The organism is Amycolatopsis sp. NPDC051373 (assembly GCF_040689465.1).
GTDB lineage: Bacteria > Actinomycetota > Actinomycetes > Mycobacteriales > Pseudonocardiaceae > Amycolatopsis.
The window spans coordinates 334,540-354,998 of sequence record NZ_JBFBAE010000005.1; the positions used below are offsets into that span (position 1 = coordinate 334,540).

The 20,459-nt window shown below is 69.8% G+C and carries 18 protein-coding genes; 16 read left to right on the forward strand and 2 right to left on the reverse strand.

From position 1 onward, the window contains the following. The first annotated feature begins 184 nt into the window (after positions 1-184). From AB0383_RS12005 to AB0383_RS12030, 6 genes are all read left to right on the forward strand, one after another. Complete coding sequence (locus AB0383_RS12005; RefSeq protein ID WP_366186848.1) at positions 185-811, forward strand: hypothetical protein; 627 nt, start codon at positions 185-187, stop codon at positions 809-811. Positions 812-899: 88 nt separating this feature from the next. Then, on the forward strand, positions 900-1,448 hold the full coding sequence (locus AB0383_RS12010) for a hypothetical protein (RefSeq protein ID WP_366186850.1): 549 nt from the start codon (positions 900-902) through the stop codon (positions 1,446-1,448). Between the two features lie 978 nt (positions 1,449-2,426). Next, positions 2,427-3,983 (forward strand): alkaline phosphatase family protein, encoded by a 1,557-nt coding sequence (locus AB0383_RS12015; protein ID WP_366186852.1) that lies wholly within the window; start codon positions 2,427-2,429, stop codon positions 3,981-3,983. A 142-nt stretch (positions 3,984-4,125) separates the two neighbouring features. Next, complete coding sequence (locus tag AB0383_RS12020) at positions 4,126-5,100, forward strand: alpha/beta hydrolase (RefSeq protein ID WP_366186854.1); 975 nt, start codon at positions 4,126-4,128, stop codon at positions 5,098-5,100. An 86-nt stretch (positions 5,101-5,186) separates the two neighbouring features. Next, a complete protein-coding gene (locus AB0383_RS12025) occupies positions 5,187-7,439 on the forward strand; it encodes a LuxR C-terminal-related transcriptional regulator (protein WP_366186856.1) in 2,253 nt (750 codons plus the stop codon). Between the two features lie 74 nt (positions 7,440-7,513). Continuing rightward, positions 7,514-7,942, forward strand: a complete 429-nt coding sequence (locus tag AB0383_RS12030) for a hypothetical protein (protein WP_366186858.1) — start codon at positions 7,514-7,516, stop codon at positions 7,940-7,942. 73 nt (positions 7,943-8,015) lie between these two features. Here AB0383_RS12030 and AB0383_RS12035 read toward each other — a convergent pair whose 3' ends face one another. After that, positions 8,016-8,474: a GreA/GreB family elongation factor gene (locus AB0383_RS12035; RefSeq protein ID WP_364170556.1), complete on the reverse strand. Its 459-nt coding sequence runs from the start codon at positions 8,472-8,474 to the stop codon at positions 8,016-8,018. A 122-nt stretch (positions 8,475-8,596) separates the two neighbouring features. On the opposite strand from AB0383_RS12035, the gene AB0383_RS12040 reads away from it, so the two are divergent. The 4 genes from AB0383_RS12040 (at position 8,597) to AB0383_RS12055 (ending at position 12,133) form a co-directional block, all read left to right on the forward strand. Continuing rightward, positions 8,597-9,184: a TetR family transcriptional regulator gene (locus AB0383_RS12040; protein ID WP_366186860.1), complete on the forward strand. Its 588-nt coding sequence runs from the start codon at positions 8,597-8,599 to the stop codon at positions 9,182-9,184. A gap of 19 nt (positions 9,185-9,203) precedes the next feature. After that, a complete protein-coding gene (locus AB0383_RS12045; protein ID WP_364170562.1) occupies positions 9,204-9,722 on the forward strand; it encodes a gamma carbonic anhydrase family protein in 519 nt (172 codons plus the stop codon). 123 nt (positions 9,723-9,845) lie between these two features. After that, positions 9,846-11,120: a serine hydroxymethyltransferase gene (gene glyA / locus AB0383_RS12050; protein WP_364170565.1), complete on the forward strand. Its 1,275-nt coding sequence runs from the start codon at positions 9,846-9,848 to the stop codon at positions 11,118-11,120. Positions 11,121-11,164: 44 nt separating this feature from the next. After that, positions 11,165-12,133: an MFS transporter gene (locus AB0383_RS12055; RefSeq protein ID WP_366186863.1), complete on the forward strand. Its 969-nt coding sequence runs from the start codon at positions 11,165-11,167 to the stop codon at positions 12,131-12,133. A gap of 71 nt (positions 12,134-12,204) precedes the next feature. Here the strand turns inward: AB0383_RS12055 and AB0383_RS12060 are convergent, their stop codons facing one another. Next, entirely contained in the window at positions 12,205-12,720 is a 516-nt protein-coding gene (locus tag AB0383_RS12060) for an inorganic diphosphatase (protein WP_326566764.1), read from the reverse strand. 171 nt (positions 12,721-12,891) lie between these two features. Between AB0383_RS12060 and dacB the strand changes: the two genes are divergently transcribed. The 6 genes from dacB to AB0383_RS12090 all read left to right on the forward strand — a co-directional run bounded on the left by dacB (position 12,892) and on the right by AB0383_RS12090 (position 20,374). Beyond that, complete coding sequence (gene dacB, locus AB0383_RS12065; RefSeq protein ID WP_366186865.1) at positions 12,892-15,768, forward strand: D-alanyl-D-alanine carboxypeptidase/D-alanyl-D-alanine-endopeptidase; 2,877 nt, start codon at positions 12,892-12,894, stop codon at positions 15,766-15,768. A gap of 91 nt (positions 15,769-15,859) precedes the next feature. After that, positions 15,860-16,876, forward strand: a complete 1,017-nt coding sequence (locus AB0383_RS12070) for a zinc-dependent metalloprotease (protein WP_366186940.1) — start codon at positions 15,860-15,862, stop codon at positions 16,874-16,876. After that, positions 16,873-17,847, forward strand: coding sequence for a tRNA lysidine(34) synthetase TilS (tilS, locus tag AB0383_RS12075; protein ID WP_366186867.1), 975 nt, complete (start codon positions 16,873-16,875; stop codon positions 17,845-17,847). Before AB0383_RS12070 ends, tilS begins: the two co-directional genes overlap by 4 nt. A gap of 2 nt (positions 17,848-17,849) precedes the next feature. Beyond that, a complete protein-coding gene (gene hpt, locus AB0383_RS12080; RefSeq protein ID WP_220247209.1) occupies positions 17,850-18,401 on the forward strand; it encodes a hypoxanthine phosphoribosyltransferase in 552 nt (183 codons plus the stop codon). Between the two features lie 196 nt (positions 18,402-18,597). Further along, the gene (locus AB0383_RS12085; protein ID WP_364170578.1) at positions 18,598-18,963 is read left to right on the forward strand and encodes a hypothetical protein; all 366 of its coding nucleotides are present in this window, start codon (positions 18,598-18,600) and stop codon (positions 18,961-18,963) included. Positions 18,964-18,982: 19 nt separating this feature from the next. Next, entirely contained in the window at positions 18,983-20,374 is a 1,392-nt protein-coding gene (locus AB0383_RS12090) for a hypothetical protein (protein WP_364170581.1), read from the forward strand. The last annotated feature ends 85 nt before the right edge of the window (positions 20,375-20,459 follow it).

Consider the following 20,459-nt stretch of genomic DNA (forward strand, 5'->3'; position numbering starts at 1 on the left):
ATGAATTTTACGAATTCCGTTAATTGAACGCGACTTTGCGGCGAAAAGTGGTGTATTTAGCGCGTAGATGCTGGCCGGGGATTCGGTGATCAAGCCACTCAAATGGCGGTTTCTGGGTGGGGGAATCTTGTGCTTGCCTTGAAGATTGTCGACGGTCAGTCGACTTGCAAAAGAGGGGAAAGAAATGAGTAAAACTCGAAGAAGTTTGCCATCTTCGGCGATGAGGGTCGCGCTTGCGACTTTACTGCTGTTGCTGTCGTCGGTCGGCGTTGCGAATGCGAGCAGTGATTCTTCGCAGGTGACGGTCGAGAAGAAGGCGGTTACTACAGCGCATTTCAAGGCGGGAATCAAGAAGGCTGGCGCAAGTGCGAATTCCCTGGAGACCGACCCGCCCGGGGGTGGCTGCGAGGGAATTATTCAGTTTACTACCACTGCAACGTACGTTATGGGGGCGATCACAGATACTCGTACCCCGTATTACGGGAACGTGAGCTGCACTACGACTGCCGACGGGCAGTTCATGGCTGAACTAAGTGCCGATTCGACACTCTATGACGACGGTCGCATCATTTCGGATGCAGACCCAGACGTCTGTCCGAATGGTAACAACTGCACTTCGACGAGCATCGGTTACTGTATTGCTCCTCAGGTTTGCTCCGGCACCTATTATGCGACGAATGTCATCACCATGCTATTGCCGGATGGTTGGTACTGGACCGATAAACCGTGGGATCAGTGCACGGTCATCGGCGATGTTGAGGCTTATTGCACCTTGAGGACGAACGACGTGTACGTTCCGCCGTTCGACTAGAAGTAGTAGCGTTGATGCCGGGCGGCGGGTAGTTGCTGGTCCGTCGCCCGGCACTGGTCGGGATAGCACGTCTTCCGGAAGGTTTGCCATGGCAGCGAGCTTCTTCGAAGTGGTCGGCACTCGGACGCTGCGCCGCTGGAGTCCGCCTGCTGGGGACTTTCTGCCGGCGATCCTGCCCCTTGAAAATCGTGTGGTCCGCAGCGAACAAGCTTGTGTTGCGATCGAGAGCGTGGCGGGATGGCCTGACGGAATCACTCTGACGGTAGCAGTGGTACTTCGGGAGGATCCGGTCGACGCCGAGGCATTGCCACAAGTTGTACACCACCCGGCCCACCCACAAGAGGTGGGCGAAACCGGCCTGCTGTTCGGTGTAGCGTTTGCCGACGGCGCGGCTGCTACCAACGTCGACAGACTTGAGCATGATCGCCGACTTATCAGCGGGCCGACTTTGGACGCTGGAGTCACTCAGGCGGAAAGGCGATCTTTGCGTCAGCAGGTCCACCTACGGCCATTGCCGTCCGAGGGGCCGCTGACCTTCGTCGTTCGCTGGCTCGACCGCGGTATCGAGGAGAGTGTTCTGCAGGTGGACAGTGAACCGCTCCTCTCATTGGCGGCGCGAGCCCGTCGGATCTGGTAGTCGTTTTCGCGTGCCGCACTCGCCGAGGCATCCTATGAGTCACGCGATGGACCGACTGTGAGGGCGGCGCATCGCCCTTCAGCGGATCGAGGCAGTTCGGGTAGTGGGATGTGTCCCGACAGGTGACCTTTCGCGGCTCGCGCCCTCGAAGGCGGTGCATGTAGAGCCTGCCGCAAAGCACGCTATCGGTGGCGCGTGGTGGAAGTCAGGGGCGGAGTGAAGCGAGTAGCGAGTGTGGGGTTCGCCGCGTGCGGGGCAGTCTCAGGTCACGGAAAGCGCCGAATTCGGCCGCTTGAGAGCGTCGGACACAAGCGAACGCGAGCACGCCGGTGTGGTTGGACCGGCGCGGTCGGTACAGGCGCTCTCAGGCCCAGTTTCAGGGAGATTGTCGGCGACGACTCGGCCCGCACGGCGGAAGCCTGGTCGAGTGACACCACGGCGTGTCGAAACTGTCACACCTGTCACTCTGTCACTCGACCCCTACTGACCTGCGGGTTTAGTTGTGACAGGCGGGTGACACCTACGGTGATGACTCTTTTTCCACTCTACTACTATGTCTCTCTGGTCACTGAGTAGCAAAAGAGGCTGAAACATCGGTAAGTGGAGGCGCGCTCCGCCTAGCGATGTTCCAGCCTCTTTTGGTCTGGGGGTGGGTGACTAAGTGGGTGACAATCGGGGTGACTAACCCCGGACGTGCACGGACGTTCGGGGACGGTAGATCTGCAGGTCAGAGCCTCGCGACCAAGGTCAAAAAGTGACGAATTCCGCTCGTAATGAATAGGTCAGGGGTTCGATTCCCCTAGGCGGCTCCAGCACTTGACCAGGGTCTTTCCGAACTTCGGAGGGTCCCTGGTTGCGTTCTGTTCAGCCATCGGGTGGCCGCCGGCCTCGAGCTGATGAAGATCGTGGTCCAGTAGTGCCCTTGCCTGGGTTTTCTACGAGGGGCAGTGTTTCGCGAATGTCGCCGTACGGTGGGGTATGCCTGGACCAGGTCGGCCGGATGCTCTTGACCACGTCGTCGTGGTCATGTTCGAGAACCGCTCGTTCGACAATCTTCTCGGGTGTCTGCACGAGCCGGGCGAGGTCGCGGCTTTTGACGGGGTGCGTGGCAAAGAGCTGTCCAACCCGGTTCCAGGGTGGGCCGAGCACGGCGGGGGCGTGGTGCCCTACGGGGTGGCCCAGACCATGGACACCCCGAATCCGGATCCCGGCGAGGAGTATCAGCACGTCAACACCCAGCTGTTCGGGCTGATCGATCCGGCCGGCAACCGCGCTGCCCTCGCCGAGCACATGGTCGCGCCCTACAACGCGCCCGAAGACGGGCGGGCACCCACCATGGACGGCTTCGTCGCGGACTACATCAGCGCGTTTTGGGCCGAGACGGGCCGCGAGCCCAGCTACGACGAGTACGCGCAGATCATGACCGGTTACACGCCGCAGCAGATGCCGGTCGTGTCGGCGCTGGCCCGCGGGTTCGCCACCTTCGACCACTGGTTCGCCGAGGTACCGACCCAGACCTTCGCCAACCGGTCCTTCATGCACGCCGCGACCTCCTCCGGCCTGGTCGTCAACGCCCCATACGCGAATTTCCCGCTGCACAACGCGGCCACGACGGTGTTCGAGCGGCTGGAGTCCGCCGGGCTGTCGTGGCGGGTCTACGTCGATCCGCCGAGCCGGATCCCGTTCACGGGCCTCATCCACGCGCCGCGTCTGCGTACCCGGTTCGCCTCCCACTTCGACACCACCGACCGGTTCCTGGAAGACGCGGAGGAGGGGAGGCTGCCGACGTACTCGTTCATCGAGCCCAACCTGTGGCACGGGCACAACGACATGCACCCCCCGATCTCGGCGCTCGTCCCAGGCGCCGCGTTCGATGCGCCCTCCTCGCTTCTCGGCGGCGAGGCGCTGCTGGCGAAGATCTACAACGCGGTCCGCACGGCGTCCTCCCCGGACGGCTCGAACTGCTTCAACACCTTGCTGATGGTCACGTTCGACGAGCACGGCGGGACCTACGACCACGTGCCCCCGCCGGCCGCGACCCCACCCGAGCCGGCCCGCCCGCCGGGGCAGCTGGGCTTCGTCTTCGACCGGCTTGGCGTCCGAGTGTCCGCGATCGCGATCTCGGCCTGGATCCCGGAGCGGACCGTCGTCACCGACGTCCACCACCACACATCGGTGATCCAGACGCTGCGGCAGCGGTGGAACCTCGGCGCCCCTCTGACCGCACGGGACGTGACCGCGCCGGGCCTGGCGACGGTCCTCAGCCGCGACGAGCCACGCGCGCCCGAGGACTGGCCCAACGTCCTGCCCCGGCCCGTCCCCGAGTTTCGCGAGAGCCTCGTGCCGGTCGGCGCTCCGCTGTCGCCCCTGGCCAAAGCACTGTTCCAGGGTTACCTGGCGCTGACCAAGCAGCTGGGACAAGCGTTGCCCGACATCCCACCCGACGCCGAGCTCAGCGGTGGACAGGCGCTGGACATCGTGCACGAGACCGCGGGTGATCTCTTCCCCGGCCTTCGGATGGCGACCAGCCGGTAGCCGCGGACCCCACCCTTCACCGGTGTCGAGTGAGCCGGGTCGAAGTCCGTGTTTTGCCGGATGCCCGCCGCCCGCCGCGGCGGTGAGACTCGTGACGTCCTGGCTCCGGAGCCCCCGCCAGACAAGACGTCAGGAGAGAACCATGACCACCGACGTGCCCGACGCCGGCAATGACCCGCGCATCGAGCGACGCGTCCGCGAGTTCCTCGCGGAGCTCAACAAGAATCCCGACCCGTTCTGGCTGCTGCCGGGCGAGCAGGTGCGGGCCACGCTCAGCGGCCTGCAGGCGACGGTCGACGTCGACCTGAGCGGGGTCGACACCGAGGAACGCGACATCGAGGTCGACGGCGTGCGCACGAAGATCTACGTGCAGCGCCCCGCGCGGTCGCAGGAGACGTTGCCCGTGGTGCTGTTCCTGCACGGCGGCGTGTGGATCGCGGGCGACTTCGACAACCACCGCCGCCTCACGCGCGACCTCGTGCTCGCGACGGGGTACGCCGTGGTCTTCGTGGAGTACACGCCGATCCCGGACGCCGTGTTCCCGACGCAACTCGAAGAGTGCTTCGCCGCGCTCAAGTGGGTTGCGCGTGAAGGCGCTTCGCAGCGGCTGGACGCGTCGCGGCTCGCGGTGGCGGGCAACAGCGTCGGCGGCAACCTGAGCGCGGCGCTCACGATGTACACGCGCGACCACGACGGGCCGCCCATCAAGGCCCAGCTGCTGATGTACCCGGCCACCGACGCGCGCGTCGACACCGCGTCCTACGCCGAGTTCGCCGACGGCCGCTTCCTGCCGCGCGCGTTCATGAAGTTCGGCTGGGACGTCTACGCGCCGGACGAGGCCACGCGCGACAACCCGTACGCCTCGCCGCTGCGGGCCACTGTGGACCAGCTGCGTGGCCTGCCGCCGGCGATCGTCCACACCTCGTCGAACGACGTACTTCGCGACGAAGGCGTCGCGTACGCGCACAAGCTCGACGAGGCCGGCGTCGACGTGATCTCGGTGCAGTACGTGGGCCAGATCCACGACATGGCCCTGCTGAACCCGATTCACGACGTGCCGAGCACCCGCGCCGAGTTCCGGCACGCGGCCGCGGACCTCAAGCACCTGCTGTCCTGAACCGCACACCTGCCGCCCCTCCGGCGAGGACCGGAGGGGCGGCGCGCGGGTTAGCCTTGCCCTCGGCCGGTCCCCGGACGAGGGAAGTGACCGAGGTGGGCGCACTGCCGGTGGAGGTGACGAGTTTCGTCGGCCGCCGCGAAGAGCTGCGGGCGACGCGGAAGGTGCTCGCCGCGGCCCGGCTCGTCACGCTCACCGGCACCGGCGGTGTCGGCAAGACGCGGCTCGCGCTGCGGGCCGCCACCGAGGTGCGCGGTTCCTTCGCCGACGGGGTGTGGCTCGTCGAGCTGGCCGCGTTGCGAGATCCGGCGCTGCTCGCGCAGACGATCGGCGCGGCGTTCCGCCTCGGCGACACCGGCGGTGATCCCTCCGCGCGGCTCGTTGACTTCCTGCGTGACAAGCAGTTGCTGCTCGTGCTCGACAACTGCGAGCACCTCGGCCAGGCGCTCGCCGCGCTGGTGCACGAGTTGCTCGTGGCGGTCCCTGACCTGCGCGTGCTCACGACCAGCCGACACGTGCTCGGACTCGACGGGGAACACGTGCTCCCGGTGCCGCCGCTGGCCGTGCCGCCGGTGCGTGACCTCGCGGGCGCGCGGGGGCTCGACGTCGTGAAGCTTTTCGTCGATCGCGCGGCCGCGGTGTGCGCCGGCTTCACCGTCCACAGTGGAAACTGGCCGCAGGTGGTGCAGATCTGCCACCGGCTGGAGGGGATACCGCTCGCCGTCGAGCTGGCCGCGGGGTGGCTGCGGGTGCTGAGCGTCGACGAGCTCCTGGCCCGGCTCGACGACTTCTTCGCTCTGCTCCGGCGCGGCAGCCCTGTCGTGCCCGCGCGCCACCGGACGCTCGCAGGCACCGTCGAGTGGAGCCATGAGCTGTGCAGCTCAGGCCAGCGGCTGCTGTGGGCGCGGCTCGGGGTGTTCGCGGGCGCCTTCGACGTCACAGCCGTGGAGCGTGTGTGCGCCGGCGACGGGATCGAGCGCGACGACGTGCTCGACCTGCTGGCCGGGCTCGTCGGCAGCTCGGTGGTGCAGGCCGAGCGGCCGGCCGGCACCACGCGCTTCCGCCTGCTCGAGCCCATCCGGCAGTACGCGCAGGCGAAGCTGCGGGAGCTCGGCCTGTGCGCCGAGCTGCGTGACCGGCATCGCGACCACTACCTGCGCCTCGCCGAGCAGGCCGCGCGCGACTGGGGCCACGGCCCGGAACAGGCGCTCGTGGCCGCGCGGGTGCGGGCGGACCTGCCGAACCTGCGCGCCGCACTGGAGCACAGCCTGGCCGGGGACCCGGCCGTCGGCCTGCGGCTGGGGGTGGCGCTGGAGTTCCTGTGGCTGTTCTGCGGCCACGTCGCCGAGGGCGCGCACTGGCTGGAGCGCGCGCTGGCGCTGAACCCCGAGCCGGGCAAGGACCGGGCGCGGGCGTTGTGGATCGTGGCGTCGTCGCTGGCCTTTCGGGGCGGCCGCGAACAGGCGGTCGCCCTGGGGCGGGAGGCCGAGGCGTGGGCGCTGGAGCACGACGACGCCGACGAGCTGGCCCACGCGCGCCTGGTGCTTGGCGGGTGCGCGTTCCTCGGTGGGGACGTCGACCGCGCCGACGAGCTGTTCCGCGAAGCCGAGGTGACGGCCGACGGCGAGGTGCTGCTGCAGATCCTCATAGCCGTCGCGCACACGGCCGTCTGGCGCGACGACGGCGACGAGGCGCTGGCCGTCGCGTCACGAGGGCTCGCGCTGTGCGGCGAGCAGTTCTCCCGCAGCGGCCTCCTGGGCGTCCGGGGCCTGGCCCACTGGCGGCTTGGTTCGTTCGCGGCCGCCGCCGAGGACCTGACGGCGGCACTGAGCTCGGCCCGGCCGTTCGGCGACGTGCTGGGCGCCGCGAAAGCCCTCGAGTTCCTCGCGTGGACGAGCGCGGCGCTGGGGCAGCCGGACCGCGCGGCCGAGCTGCTGGGCACGGCTTCCGCGGTTTGGCCGCTGGTCGGCGGGCGGCCGATGTACGGGTTCGGCCGGCTGATCGACGTGCACGCGGATTGCGTGGCCGGCATCGCTTCGGCGTTGGGCGCGCGGTTCCGGCCGGCCTACGAGCGCGGTGCGGCCGCCGTGTCCGATCTCGACTCGGCGATCGCGTTCGCGCTGGGCAGCGGGATCCCCGACGAACGCCCCGCCGAGCTGAGCCGCCGCGAGTACGAGGTGGCGCGGCTGGTCGCCGACGGGCTGTCCAACAAGGACATCGCCGAACGACTGGTCATCAGCCGCCGCACGGCCGAGTCGCACGTGGTCCACATCCTCGACAAGCTGGGCTTCCGCTCGCGTTCGCAGATCGCGACGTGGATCACGCGCCGCGCGCGCTGACTCGGCCATCCGGCGTGTGGCTTCGGGCCGGAAAGCCGATGCCGGTCCTCCGGGGCCTGGATTGACTCGGTGGCATGAACGAAATCGGGAAAACCGCGACCTGGTTCGCGGCGATCGCGGCGGCACTGGCGACCGTCACCGCGTGTGCGCCGGACGGGCCGGAGCACGTCAAAAACGTCTCGTACGACACCGGCGCCATCGGCAAGGCCGACACCGACGCGCGCCTGCCGTCCTGGATCCCCGACGACGCGACGGCCGTCACGGAGGTCATCCGCACCACCGGGTCCGAACGGATCCTGCGCTACACCCCGGGCGCCTCGGGCCTGCCCGCGACGTGCGTCAAGGGTCCCGCGGCGGCGACCCGCGCGACGCTGTCGGCCGACTGGTGGCCCGCCGGCCAGGAGCACCGCACCGACCGCGTCTGCGACACCGACTGGCACGTCATCGCCGACCAGGGCCTGATCTACGCCTACAAACCGGAGACGCTCGACCAACGTCGCTGAGGGTTGCGCGAAAAGACGGATCGGGCCGCCGAGGCGTGATGCCCGGCAGCCCGATCCGTGGAGTCCGAAGTGGTCAGTCCTCCGGCGGGGTCAGCTCGATCACCGTGGCGGAGGCTTCGCCGCGCGGGGTGCGGTAGGTGATCTTGTCGCCGGCCTTGGCGCCGACCAGGGCGAGGCCCAGCGGGCTGTCCGAAGTCAGCGAGTCGAGGTCCTCGCCCGGGATGGTGACGACGTTGAGTACTTCCTCGTCACCGTCGGCGAAGCGCAGCGAGACGCGCGTGCCGTCGGGAAGCAGATTGCTGTTGTAGGCGCCGTGTTCGAGCTTGGCGGCGACGTCGGAGATCTGGCGCTCCAGCCGCGCGGCGGCCTCGGCCCGGTCGATCACGTCGGCCTGGTCGGCCGCGTCCCCCGTGCGTTCCTGCTCGCCGGGCTGCGGTGCGAGCGCCGCCCGTTGTGCGCGCAGGCCGGCTATTTCCTTCTCCAGCTGGCGGCGCGCCGCCTCGCTGAGCCCCTTGTCCCCTGAGATCACCATGCCGGGCATTGTCCGCTGTGCGGACCGGGGTGGCCAATCCGCTTTTTCACCCGAGAGGGCGTGATGGGACGTCTGCCCTAGGATTCGGGCCTGTCGTCCTGAATAACGTAACGAGGATCACCGTGACCGCCGTACCCGGCCGCAGCGCGCAGCTGTCGCCCAACCAGCTGCAGAAGCAGGAGCAGATCGTCGAGGCCGCACGAGTCGTGCTCGCCAGAGACGGGCTTGCCGGGTGCACAGTACGCGCGATCGCCGACGCGGGCCCGCTCACGAAGAGCGCGATCCACTACTACTTCGCCGACATCGACGTGCTCATCGACCGCGCGATGGCCGCCCACATCACCACGTTCGCCACGGACCTGCGCGCCGTCGGGGAGAAGTTCGACAACCCGCGCGAGCGCCTGTTCGAGGTGACCAAGGCGTACCTGGCGGAGTTCGCGGAGCGGCCCAATGGCGCGTTCCTGTGGTTCGAGTACTGGATCGCGGCCGGGCGCGCGCAGCACCCTCAGGCGATCGACGCGATGCTGACGTCGATCACCGAGCTGTTCGCGGAGCTGCTGGCGCCGCTCGACGTCGACGACCCGCGGGCGCGCGCCCGCGCGCTGCTGAGCTACCTGCTCGGCGCGGTGGTGCAGCAGCGGGTGCGACCGCGGCCGTTCGAGAGCCTGCGCGGCGACGTCGAGGCGCTCTGCTTCGCCGGTTATCGCTGACGCCGCTTAGGGTGCTGGCATGCCTCTGTTCTCCTTCGAGGGCGCGAGCCCGCAGGTCCACCCGGACGCCTGGATCGCACCCACCGCCACCCTGATCGGCGACGTGACCGTCGAGAAGGACGCTTCGGTTTGGTACGGCGCCGTGATCCGCGCCGACTTCGGGCCGATCGTGATCCGCGAGGGTGCGAACGTGCAGGACAACTCGGTGATCCACTGCGGCGGCACGCTGACGGAGATCGGGAAGAACGTGACCGTCGGGCACCAGTGCCTGGTCCACGACTGCACGATCGGCGAGCAGGCGCTGATCGGCAACGGTTCGACGGTGCTGGACAAGTCCGTGATCGGCCCGCGGGCGCTCGTTGCCGCGGGTTCGACCGTGACCCCCGGTACGGAGGTGCCCGCGGAGGTCATCGCGATGGGCAGCCCGGCCAAGAAGTTCGTGCCGCTCACCGACTCGGCGCGGATGTGGGTGGAGCACAACGCCGGGATCTACCAGGACCTCGCGCGACGGCACCGGGAGGGCTCCAAGCCCGTCTGACGTGCACTAAACTTCGGCACGCAGCTGCGACTGGCGCCATCAGAGGTGGAGCACCACCGGGAAGCGACGACGAGGCCGGCACCGCGCGCCTGGGTGCCCGGCCGGTTTAGAGCCGGAGACGTGATGACACATCAGCCCGCCCTTTCCACGCTCGCCGCCGCCGACCCGCAGATCGCCGGGCTCGTCGAGGACGAAGCGAAGCGCCAGCACGACAAGATCCGCCTGATCGCGTCGGAGAACTACGTCTCGCGCGCGGTCCTCGAGGCCACCGGCACCGTGCTCACCAACAAGTACTCCGAGGGCTACGCCGGCAAGCGCTACTACGAGGGCCAGCAGTTCATCGACCCCATCGAGAACCTGGCGATCGAGCGCGCGAAGGCCGTGTTCGGCGTGGACCACGCCAACGTGCAGCCGTACTCCGGCTCCCCGGCCAACCTCGCCGTGTACCTGGCCTTCGCCCAGCCCGGCGACACCGTGCTCGGCATGGCCCTGCCCGACGGTGGCCACCTGACTCACGGCTGGTCCGTGTCCGCGACGGGCAAGTGGTTCAACCCGGTCCGCTACGGCGTGCGCAAGGAAACCGGCCGCGTCGACTTCGACCAGGTGCGCGACCTCGCTCTGGAACACCGCCCGAAGCTGATCTTCGCCGGCGGCACGGCCATCCCGCGCACCATCGACTTCCCCCGCTTCGCGGAAATCGCGCGCGAAGTGGACGCGGTGCTGGTGGCCGACATCGCCCACATCGCCGGCCTCATCGCGGGCGGCGCGCACCCGTCACCGGTCGGCCACGCCGGTGTTATTACGACCACCACTCACAAAACCCTGCGCGGCCCGCGCGGCGCGATGATCATGTCGGACGCTTCTCACGCCAAGGCGATCGACAAGGCCGTGTTCCCCGGTTTGCAGGGCGGCCCCCACAACCACACGACGGCGGCCATCGCGGTGGCGCTGGGGGAGGCTGCGCAGCCGTCGTTCGCCACGTACGCGCAGACGATCGTGGCGAACGCCGCCGCGTTGGCGTCGGCTTTGCTCGACCGCGGCTACGACCTCGTCTCCGGCGGCACGGACAACCACCTGCTGCTGATCGACCTGACGAACAAGAACGTCGCCGGCAAGCCTGCCGCCCAGGCCCTGGACCGCGCCGGGATCGAGCTGAACTACAACACGGTGCCGTTCGACCCGCGCAAGCCGTTCGACCCGTCGGGCATCCGGCTGGGCACCTCGGCCATCACGACGCGCGGGTTGCTGCCGGAGCACCAGGTGCAGGTGGCGGAGTGGATCGACCGCACGGTGATCGCGGCGGCTGCTTCTTCTTCTCCGGAGGCGGAGTTGGACCGGATTGCTGCTGAGATCCGGGAGTTTCTGACGCCGTTCCCGATTCCGGGTTACGTCGCCTGACGCTGCTTTCGCTGAGCGAACGGTCCCCTTGCGCACGGTGGTTGGTGCGGGGGGACCTTTTGCGCTGTGGCGGCGGTGGGCGCGAGTGGGGCTGGGGTTCGCCCGCGTCGCTCGGCATGTACGCGATCGGGCTGGTCGGGGTGGTCCTGTTCATCCTGCAGGAACGCCGGATGGGCGACGCGGCTCTGCTGCCGCTGCGGCTGTTCCGCCGGCCGGTGTTCCGGGTGGCCACGCTCGTCACGGTGATCCAGGGCGCGGGCATGTTCGGCGCGATGATGTCGCTGCCGCTGTACCTGCAGATCGTGAAGGGCGCGACACCGACGCAGGCCGGCCTGCAGATGTTGCCGCTCACCCTCGGGATCATGGTCGCGAGCCTCGGCTCCGGCACGGTGATCTCGCGGACCGGCCGCTACAAGGCCTTCGCCGTGGCCGGTCTGGGGCTGATGGCGGCGGCGCTGTTCGGGCTGTCGACGATCGGCGCGGCCACGCCGCTGGGCGTCGTGATGGCGATCGCGTTCGTGATCGGCCTGGGCCTGGGCGCCTCGATGCAGACGCTGCAGCTCGCCGCGACCAACGACGTCGCCCCGCAGGACATCGGGGTCGCGACCTCGTCGGCGACGTTCTTCCGCCAGATCGGCGGCACGGCGGGGACCGCGGTGTTCCTCTCGATCCTGTTCGGCACGGTCGGTGACCGGATCGCGGCGGCGGTGCGCTCGGCGATGGCGACCCCGTCGTACGTCGCGGCGCTCGCCCAGCACCCGGAGTTCGCGCAGCAGCTGGCGAACGGCGGCGTGGACGTGAACGACACCTCGTTCCTCGCCCACCTCGACCCGGTGCTGGCCCGCCCGATCCTCGACGGGTTTGCCGGCTCGATGACCACGGTGTTCCTGGTCGGCGGGATCGTGCTGACGGTCGGGTTCGCCCTGGTCTGGCTGCTCAAGGAGAAGCCGCTTTCGGACAAGTCGGCGATGGAGCAGCGCTCGGAGCAGGAAGCGCTCGCGCTGGCGCACTGAAACAGATCAAAGAAAGGGCCGTTCACCCCAGCTTCGGGGGGAACGGCCCTTTCGCGCGTTTTCGGTCGCTCTCAGTGAGCGGGACCGTCGACCTCTTCCTTGGCCAGCCGGTCCTGCTCCCGCTGGTACGACCGCGAAATCTCGGCCTCCGCCTCCGCGCGGCCCACCCACGACGAACCCTCGACGCTCTTGCCCGGCTCGAGGTCCTTGTAGACCTCGAAGAAGTGCTGGATCTCGAGCTTGTGGAACTCGTTGAGGTGGTGGATGTCGCGCAGGTGCTCAAGGCGCGGGTCGTTGGTCGGGATGGCCAGCACCTTGTCGTCCGGACCCTTTTCGTCGGTCATGCGGAACATGCCGATGGCGCGGCAGCGGATCAGGCAGCCCGGGAACGTCGGCTCCTGCACCAGCACGAGCACGTCGAGCGGGTCGCCGTCCTGGCCGAGCGTGTCGTCGATGAAGCCGTAGTCCGCCGGGTACTGCGTCGCCGTGAACAGGGTCCGGTCCAGCTTGATGCGACCGGTCTTGTGGTCGACCTCGTACTTGTTGCGCTCCCCCTTGGGGATTTCGATCGTGACGTCGAACTCCACGGCCGTCCTCGCTGCTTCTCGAATCTCGGTATCCCACACGTCGTGGGCGGCAACCGTAATCACCTCATTGACGTCACTAGTGTGGACTACGCGCTGCCGCCGGGTCCCATGGATGTCGGCTAGGCAGCATGTGACCTTGGCCCCTTCCGGGCAGGTGAGAAGGAGTGGTGGGTGTCGGACAACGACCAGCCGATGTGGCCCGAGGGTGACGAGGACAAGTCGTCGCGCGGCGGTGGGGCGACGGCGCGCTTTCCCATCCCCGAGCCCGGCCAGACCGTCACGGACCGGCTCGCCGTGCCGAACGTCACACCTCCCGCGGGTTCTTCACCCGGCGCCGGAGAGCGTCCGCCGGGGTCGTGGTTCAAGCCGAACGTCCCGCCCGAACTGGTTCCGGGGCTGAACACTCCGGTCGAGCCGCGCCCGGCTGGTGACCGAGGTGGACAGGCGGGGCAGCAGCCGTCGCAGGGACAGTCCGGCCAGCCGAGTCAGCAGGGGCAGGCGGGACAGCAGAGCCAGCCGGGGCAATCCGGGCAGATGCGGCAGCCGGGACAGCCGCGGCAGGACCTCGCCGACCGGCTCGGGCCGCGGCCGGGTGAGCAGCCGCGAGTCCGGCAGCCCCAGAACCAGCCGTCATCGGGACCGCAGTCTCAGAACCAGCAGACGCCGGGGCCGCAGTCGCAGGGCGAGCGGAGCCAGTCCCAGCCGGGCCAGGGCCTGTTCGGCCGGCAGAGTCAGGGTGGCCAGCCTCAGCAGGGTCGGCAATCGCAGCAGGGGCCGGGCCGGCAGCAGTCCGCCAACGCGCCGTGGGGCCAGCAGCAAGGCCAGCCACAGCAGCAACAGCAAGGCGCGTCCCAACAGGGTCAGCCGGGGGGCCCGCAGCAGAACCGCTCGGAAGGTCAGCGGCAGCAGGGGCAGAACCAGCAGGGGCAGGAGCAGTCCTCGTCGGAACGGTCGCAGCAGACGCCGTCCGACCAGTCGACTCAGCAGCTTCGGGTGCCGCCGCCCGCCGTGCCCTGGGTGCCGGTGGAGCGGCCCGCGCGCCCGGGCGACGGTGATCAGAGCCGCAGTGATCAGAGCCGCGGTGACGAGAACCGTGACGACCAGAACCGGAGCGAAGAGCCGCGCCGCGTCGGGTCGATGTTCGAGTCCGGGCCCGCGGAGCCGCCTGAGGAAGCGGCGAGCGAAGACAGCAGCGCCGCCAACAGCGAGAGCGGCACCGAGTACATCGACCTGTCCAAGTGGGACGTCTTCCGCAACGAGCAGAAGCGCGAATCCCAGCGCCAAGAATCCCAGCGCCAGAACACCGAGTCCCCACGCGAAGAACGCTGGGACGTCTTCCACACCGCCCAGGGCGGCAACGAACCCGAAGGCCCCCGAGACGCACCCCAGTGGGACAGCCTCCAAAACGAGGGCGCCTGGTCCCAGGACAAGTCTGACAACCCCCGCGGCCTCCCCGAGCCGCCGCGTGGCGCGGTCCCCCCGGCGTCGGGGACGCAGGCCCGCCCGGTGCGCATCGAACCGTCGGGTGAGCAGTTCCCGGCGGAGGCGACCGTCGGCATCGAGCGCCCCGCCGAAGGCTTCGCCGGCGGTTACGACGACCAGGAGCCGCCCCGTAGCGAGCCGCAGCGGGACACCTCATCAGAAGAGCCGAAAGCCAAGAAGGGCAAGAAGAAGTTCGTCGTCCTCGGCCTCGTCGTGGTGCTGGTGCTCGTCGCGGCCGGGGTCGCGTCCGCGATGCCGCAGGTGTCCAACAAGCTCGGCCTGCCGTGGGCGCCCAACGCGCCGAAGGGCGAAAGTCCCGATCCCGCGTCCGTGACCCTCGCGCTGCACGGCCCTGACACCTCGGGCCAGGGCCCGTCGGCGAACGGCGTCGCTTCGGCGCTGGCCGGACCCGCCGGTGCGTCGGCGCTGTCGCAGCTCAGCGGCAGCGTGATCGACCCCGCCAACGGCTCCGTCCTGTGGGACCACAGCTCGACCACTCCGCTGACCCCGGCGTCGACCACGAAAATCCTCACGGTGTCGGCCGCGCTGCTGTCGATGGACCCGACGAAGCGGATCGTCACCAAGGTCGTGCAGGGCTCGTCGCCCGGCACGGTGATCATCGTCGGCGGTGGCGACCCGTCGCTCACCGCGCTGCCCATCGGCACCGACTCGCCGCTCTACCCCGGCGCGGCCCACGTGGACGACCTCGTCGCCCAGATCAAGAAGGCCGACCCGAGCGTCCAGAAGGTGCAGGTCGACGTCAGCGCCTACTCGGGCCCCACGACCGCCCCGGGCTGGGAGCCCGGCGACGCGCCTTCGACCTACGGCGCGCCGATCGTGCCCGCGATGGCCGACGGCGGCCGCCTCAACCCGTCGGTCGACGAGACGCCGCGCTCGGGGAACCCGGCGACCACGCTCACCCACCTCGTCGCCGACAAGCTCGGTGCGCAGGCCGCCGGCACTGCGAAGGCGCCGGCCGACGCGAAGGTCGTCGCGCAGGTGCAGTCGGCGCCGTTGCCGGACCTGGCGTACGCGCTGTTGCAGATCTCCGACAACGTCCTCGCCGACGCTCTCGGCCGCCAGGTCGCCATCACCGCGGGCGCCGAGGCGTCGTTCTCCGGCGCGGCCGCGTCGGTGAAGAAGGTGCTGGCCGATCACGGGTTCGACGTCACGGGCCTGCAGCTGTCCGACACGAGTGGCCTGTCCAACCAGAACAAGGTGCCCGCGCGGCTGCTCGCGCAGGTGCTAGCCGAGGCCGCGGCGCCGGACGGCAAGAACCCGGACACCCCGAAGCTGCGCCCGCTGCTCGCGGGCCTGCCCGTGGCCGGCAGCCCCGCCGGCACGCTCGCCACCCGCTACGCCACGCCGAACTCGGCCGCGGGCAAGGGCTGGGTTCGCGCGAAGACGGGCACGCTCACCGGCGTCAACACCCTCGCCGGCTACGTGCTCGACAGCGACAACCGCGTGCTCGCGTTCGCGTTCATGTCCAACGGTTCGGAGAAGAACCCGGGCCAGGCCGCGCTCGACGTGCTGGCCACCACCCTGCGGAAGTGTGGCTGCAACTAGACGAATCGGTGCCGGATCCAGTCGGGCAAAGTGCCCTTGTGCAGGTAGCGTCGGACAGGTGAGCCAGGAAACCGAGACCCCACAGCGGCCGATGGTCGACTGGGACCTCGCGGCGTCCACCGGAGCGCGGTTGGTGCGCGGTGGTCCGCAGGTGCCCAAGGAAGAGGCCGCGCGCGCGGTCACCGACCTGCGTGACCTCACGGCCGAGGCCGAGGGCCACGTGCGGGAGCTGACGGGCCTGGGCAAGGACCTGCCGTTGCTGCCGGGCACGGTCGTCGACCGGCCCGGCTGGGTGCGGTCCGCCGCGTCGGGGCTCGAAGCGCTCACGGGCCGCGCCCTGCCCGAAGCGCAGGGCGGCCCGCTCGGCCCGATCCTGGCGTCGGGCGCGGGCGTGCAGACGGGGCTGGTGCTGTCGTTCCTCGCTTCGCGCGTGCTCGGCCAGTACGACCCCTTCGGCGGCCCCGAGCGTGAAGGGCAGCTGTTGCTGGTCGCGCCCAACGTCGTCGCCGCCGAGCGCGCGATGAAGGTGCACGCGCCCGACTTCCGGCTGTGGGTGTGCCTGCACGAGTGCACGCACCGGCTGCAGTTCACGGCCGTGCGGTGGCTGCGCGACTACTTCGCCGACGAGGTGGAACGCCTCGTCACCGGCATCGCGGGGCATTCCGCCGACGGCCTTTCGGAGCTCGTCGGGCGTCTGCCCGAGGCGCTCAAGCAGCGGGGCAAGGGCATCGGCATCGCGGAACTGCTGCAGTCGCCCGCGGAACGCGCGATCTTCGATCGGCTGCTGGCCCTGTCGACGCTGCTCGAAGGCCACGCCGACTACGTGATGGACGCCGTCGGTCCGCGGGTCGTGCCCACCGTCGAGGTGATCCGCTCGCGCTTCAGCGCCCGTCGCCAGGGCGGCGGTGTCTTCGACCGCATGCTGCGCGCGTTGCTCGGGCTCGACGCGAAGATCCGCCAGTACGAAGAAGGCGCGAAGTTCACGAAACACGTGGTGGACGCCGTCGGCATGGAGGGGTTCAACGCGGTCTGGCGCTCGCCGAACACGCTGCCGACCCGGGCCGAGATCAGCGATCCCGCGGCCTGGGTGCGGCGCCTGCACGGATGAGCGCGCTCGCGGCGGTCCGCCGGGCCGTGCGGGAGTTCCTCACGGCGCTCGCGCCACCGCCGGAGGTCTGCGTCGCCGTCTCGGGCGGGGCGGATTCCCTTGCCCTGGCGGAAGCCACGGCGTACGTCGCGCGCCACCGGAAGCTGCGCACGCGCGCGCTGATCGTCGATCACGGGCTTCAGGACGGCTCCGCGGAAGTCGCCGCGCGAGCCGCCGCGGCCGCGAAGGAGCTCGGCGTGGACGAGGCGGAAATCCTCACCGTGGACGTCACGGGCAAGGGCGGTCCCGAAGCCGCCGCGCGCGCCGCGAGGTACCACGCGCTGCGCGAAGCGCTGCCCGGCGGCGAAGAAGGACTCGTGCTCCTCGGCCACACCCTCGACGACCAGGCCGAAACGGTGCTGCTGGGCCTCGGCCGCGGCTCCGGACCGCGGTCGCTCGCCGGCATGCGCCCGCTCGACCCGCCGTGGGGCCGGCCGCTGCTGGGCGTCACGCGCGAGCAGACCCGCGGTGCCTGCGCCGAGCTCGGCGTCGAACCCTGGCAGGACCCGCACAACGCCGATCCGCGCTTCACCCGCGTCCGCCTGCGCGCGGAAGTGCTGCCACTGCTGGAAGAGGTGCTCGCCGGCGGCGTCGCGGCCGCATTGGCCCGAACGGCCGCACAGCTGCGTGACGACACCGAGGCGTTGGACACAGTGGCGGACAGGATTCTCACCCGCGCGGGCGGGCACGGAGGGCTGGACGTGACGGTGCTCAAGGGCGAGCCCGCAGCACTGCGCAGACGGGTTCTCCGCAGGTGGCTGCTGGGCTCGGGCGTGCGGGAACTCACCGACGCGCACCTGCGCTCGGTCGACGCGCTCGTGGCCCGCTGGCGCGGGCAGGGCGGCGTCTGGCTGCCGGGCAACTTGGAGGCGCGCCGGTGCCGTGGCAGGCTCTCGCTGTCCGGACCCGAACCCACCACCCGAGGGGAATGACCGTGTACGAGGGCGAGATCGCCTCCGTGCTCATCACCGAGCAGCAGATCAAGGACAAGATCGCGGAGCTGGCGGCCAAGATCGCCGCGGACTACCCCGAAAACGGCCAGGGTGACCTCCTCCTGGTGGGCGTGCTCAAGGGTGCCGTGATGTTCATGACCGACTTCGCCCGCGCTCTGCCGGTGCCGACACAGCTGGAGTTCATGGCCGTGTCGTCCTACGGCTCCTCGACCTCGTCGTCGGGTGTGGTGCGCATCCTCAAGGACCTCGACCGCGACATCGCGGGGCGCGACGTGCTGATCGTCGAGGACATCGTCGACTCCGGCCTCACGCTGTCGTGGCTGCTGAAGAACCTCGCGAGCCGCAACCCCGCGTCGCTCGAGGTCGTCTCGCTGCTGCGCAAGCCCGAGGCCGTGAAGGTCGACGTGCCGGTGAAGTACATCGGCTTCGACATCCCCAACGAGTTCGTGGTCGGTTACGGCCTCGACTACGCCGAGCGCTACCGCGACCTGCCCTATATCGGCACACTGGACCCGCACGTCTACACGTCCTGAAGCCCGGCGGTGAACCTCGCGGGGCCTTCGGACGTGTCAGAGGTGGTAACGCGCCGGCGGTGTTGCGGCGATCACACACGGCGGGGAACCTGGGGTTCGCCGATCGCGTCATAGGTGCCGACCTGGTGCGTTAACCTATGCGAAGACCTACTGCCAAGCGAGCGGGGAGCTCGCGCGGGGGAACGGAGAGAGGGCAATGGGCAACAGCAGCTTGGCCGATGCCAACGCGTTCAAGAGCGCCGCTGTCAACGGCCAGGTCGGCATCGACCCGGACGCCGCGCAGACCGCGCTCAACAAGATCCGCACGGGCAAGGACGCGGTCGAAGCCCTGCTCAACAGCGCGGGCTCGCTGGCGCAGCCGCCGAAGCTCGGCGCGAACCCCGTCGGCCAGGCGATGGCCGAGAAGTTCGTCCAGCGCGCCGACGGCGGTGGCGACTCCTACTCCGCGGCCCTGCAGAACCTGCTGAGCCAGTACGAGGCGGCGGAGCAGGGCATCGTCACGGCGATGGCGCGCTACCACGAGTTCGACCAGTCCGCGGCCGACCCGTTCCGCAAGGCCTGACGAGGGGGATCACGAAGTCATGGCTGGAAACCAAGACAGCGGCTACGGTCAGCAGCCGCCCGCGCAGAACGTGCCCGTGAGCGGGTCCGCGGTGCAGCTCGGGGACAACTCCGTCTCCCAGAACATCGTCGACTCCGCACGCGGCCGCGCCGGTGGGTTCGAGATGGGCGGCGACCGCGCGATCGCCAACCCGCCCAACTGGAACGCGCAGGAGAGCCACCAGCTCTACAACGGCGCGATCACCGACAACGACCCGGGCACGGCCGAGGCCACCGGGCAGCACTGGACCAAGCACGGCACCGAGCTGAAGACGGCGTCGGACGACCTGTTCAACGCCGTCTCCGAGCTGGGCAACGCGTGGGTCGGCGACGGCGCCGCGGGTGCGCAGAGCGCGCTCGTGTCGATCGCCGCCTCGGGCACGCAGGCCTCCGACGCCGCGCACACGATGGCCGACCGTCTCGCGAAGCAGGCCGCGGCCGCCGCCGAGGTCAAGAAGATGCCGGCGCCGCTCGACTACGACCCGAAGCAGGCCATGTCCGCGGCGCTGGCCGGCGGTCCCGCCGCGCTCGCCGCGGACCAGAAGGCCCAGGCCGACGCCGCCAACGACGTCAAGGCCCAGCAGGTCGCGTTCTTCAACGCCTACACGCAGTCGATGAAAGAGGTCGACAACACGACCCCGAGCTTCGGCCCCGACTCGCTCGGCATGAAGCCCACGCCCACGCACTTCAACGGCAACGACTTCGGCAACGTCGGCACGATCTCGGCGCCGGTCGGCACCGGTGCCCTCGGCGCCGGCAGCTACGCCGGCGGCGGCGGGGGTTACTCCGGCCACGCCGGCAGCAGCGCTGCGGGCACGTCCGGTTCGGGTGGCCCGCTGGTCACCGGCAACTCGGGCACCTACGGCACGTCGGGCTTCGACGGCAGCATGGCCGCTTCGGCCGCCGGCGCGGGTGCCGCTCCGGCCCCGGCTCCGGCCGCGCCGAGCGCGCCCGCCGGTGGTGGCGGTGGCGGTGCCGCGTCGGCCCTGGGTCTCAGCGCGGTCGGCGGCGGCGTCGGCTTCGCCGGCGGCAAGCTGGGCGCGGGCTCGCGCAGTGGTTCGCGCAACGACGAGGAGAAGACCTCGGCCGCGTCCGAGCGCCAGAGCGCCCAGGGTGGTGCCGCTCCGGTGCAGCAGCAGGGCGTGGTCTCGGCCGGCGGCACCATCGGCGGCCAGCCGGCGGCGCCGGGCATGAACCCGATGGGCGGCGGCATGGGCGGCGGCATGGGTCACGGTGGCGGCCAGGGCCAGGAGGACCAGGAGCACACCCACGCGTCCTTCCTCATCGAGCCGGACCCGGACGACGCCTTCGGCGCCAACGAGGCCACGCCTCCGCCGGTGATCGGCGCCTGGTCGGACGACGACGACAACTGACGCACTTCCCGCGGGCGGGGGGGGGGGGGGGGGCCCGCGCCCCCGGGCGGGGGGGAACAACCACCCACAGAACCAAAAGTGATCC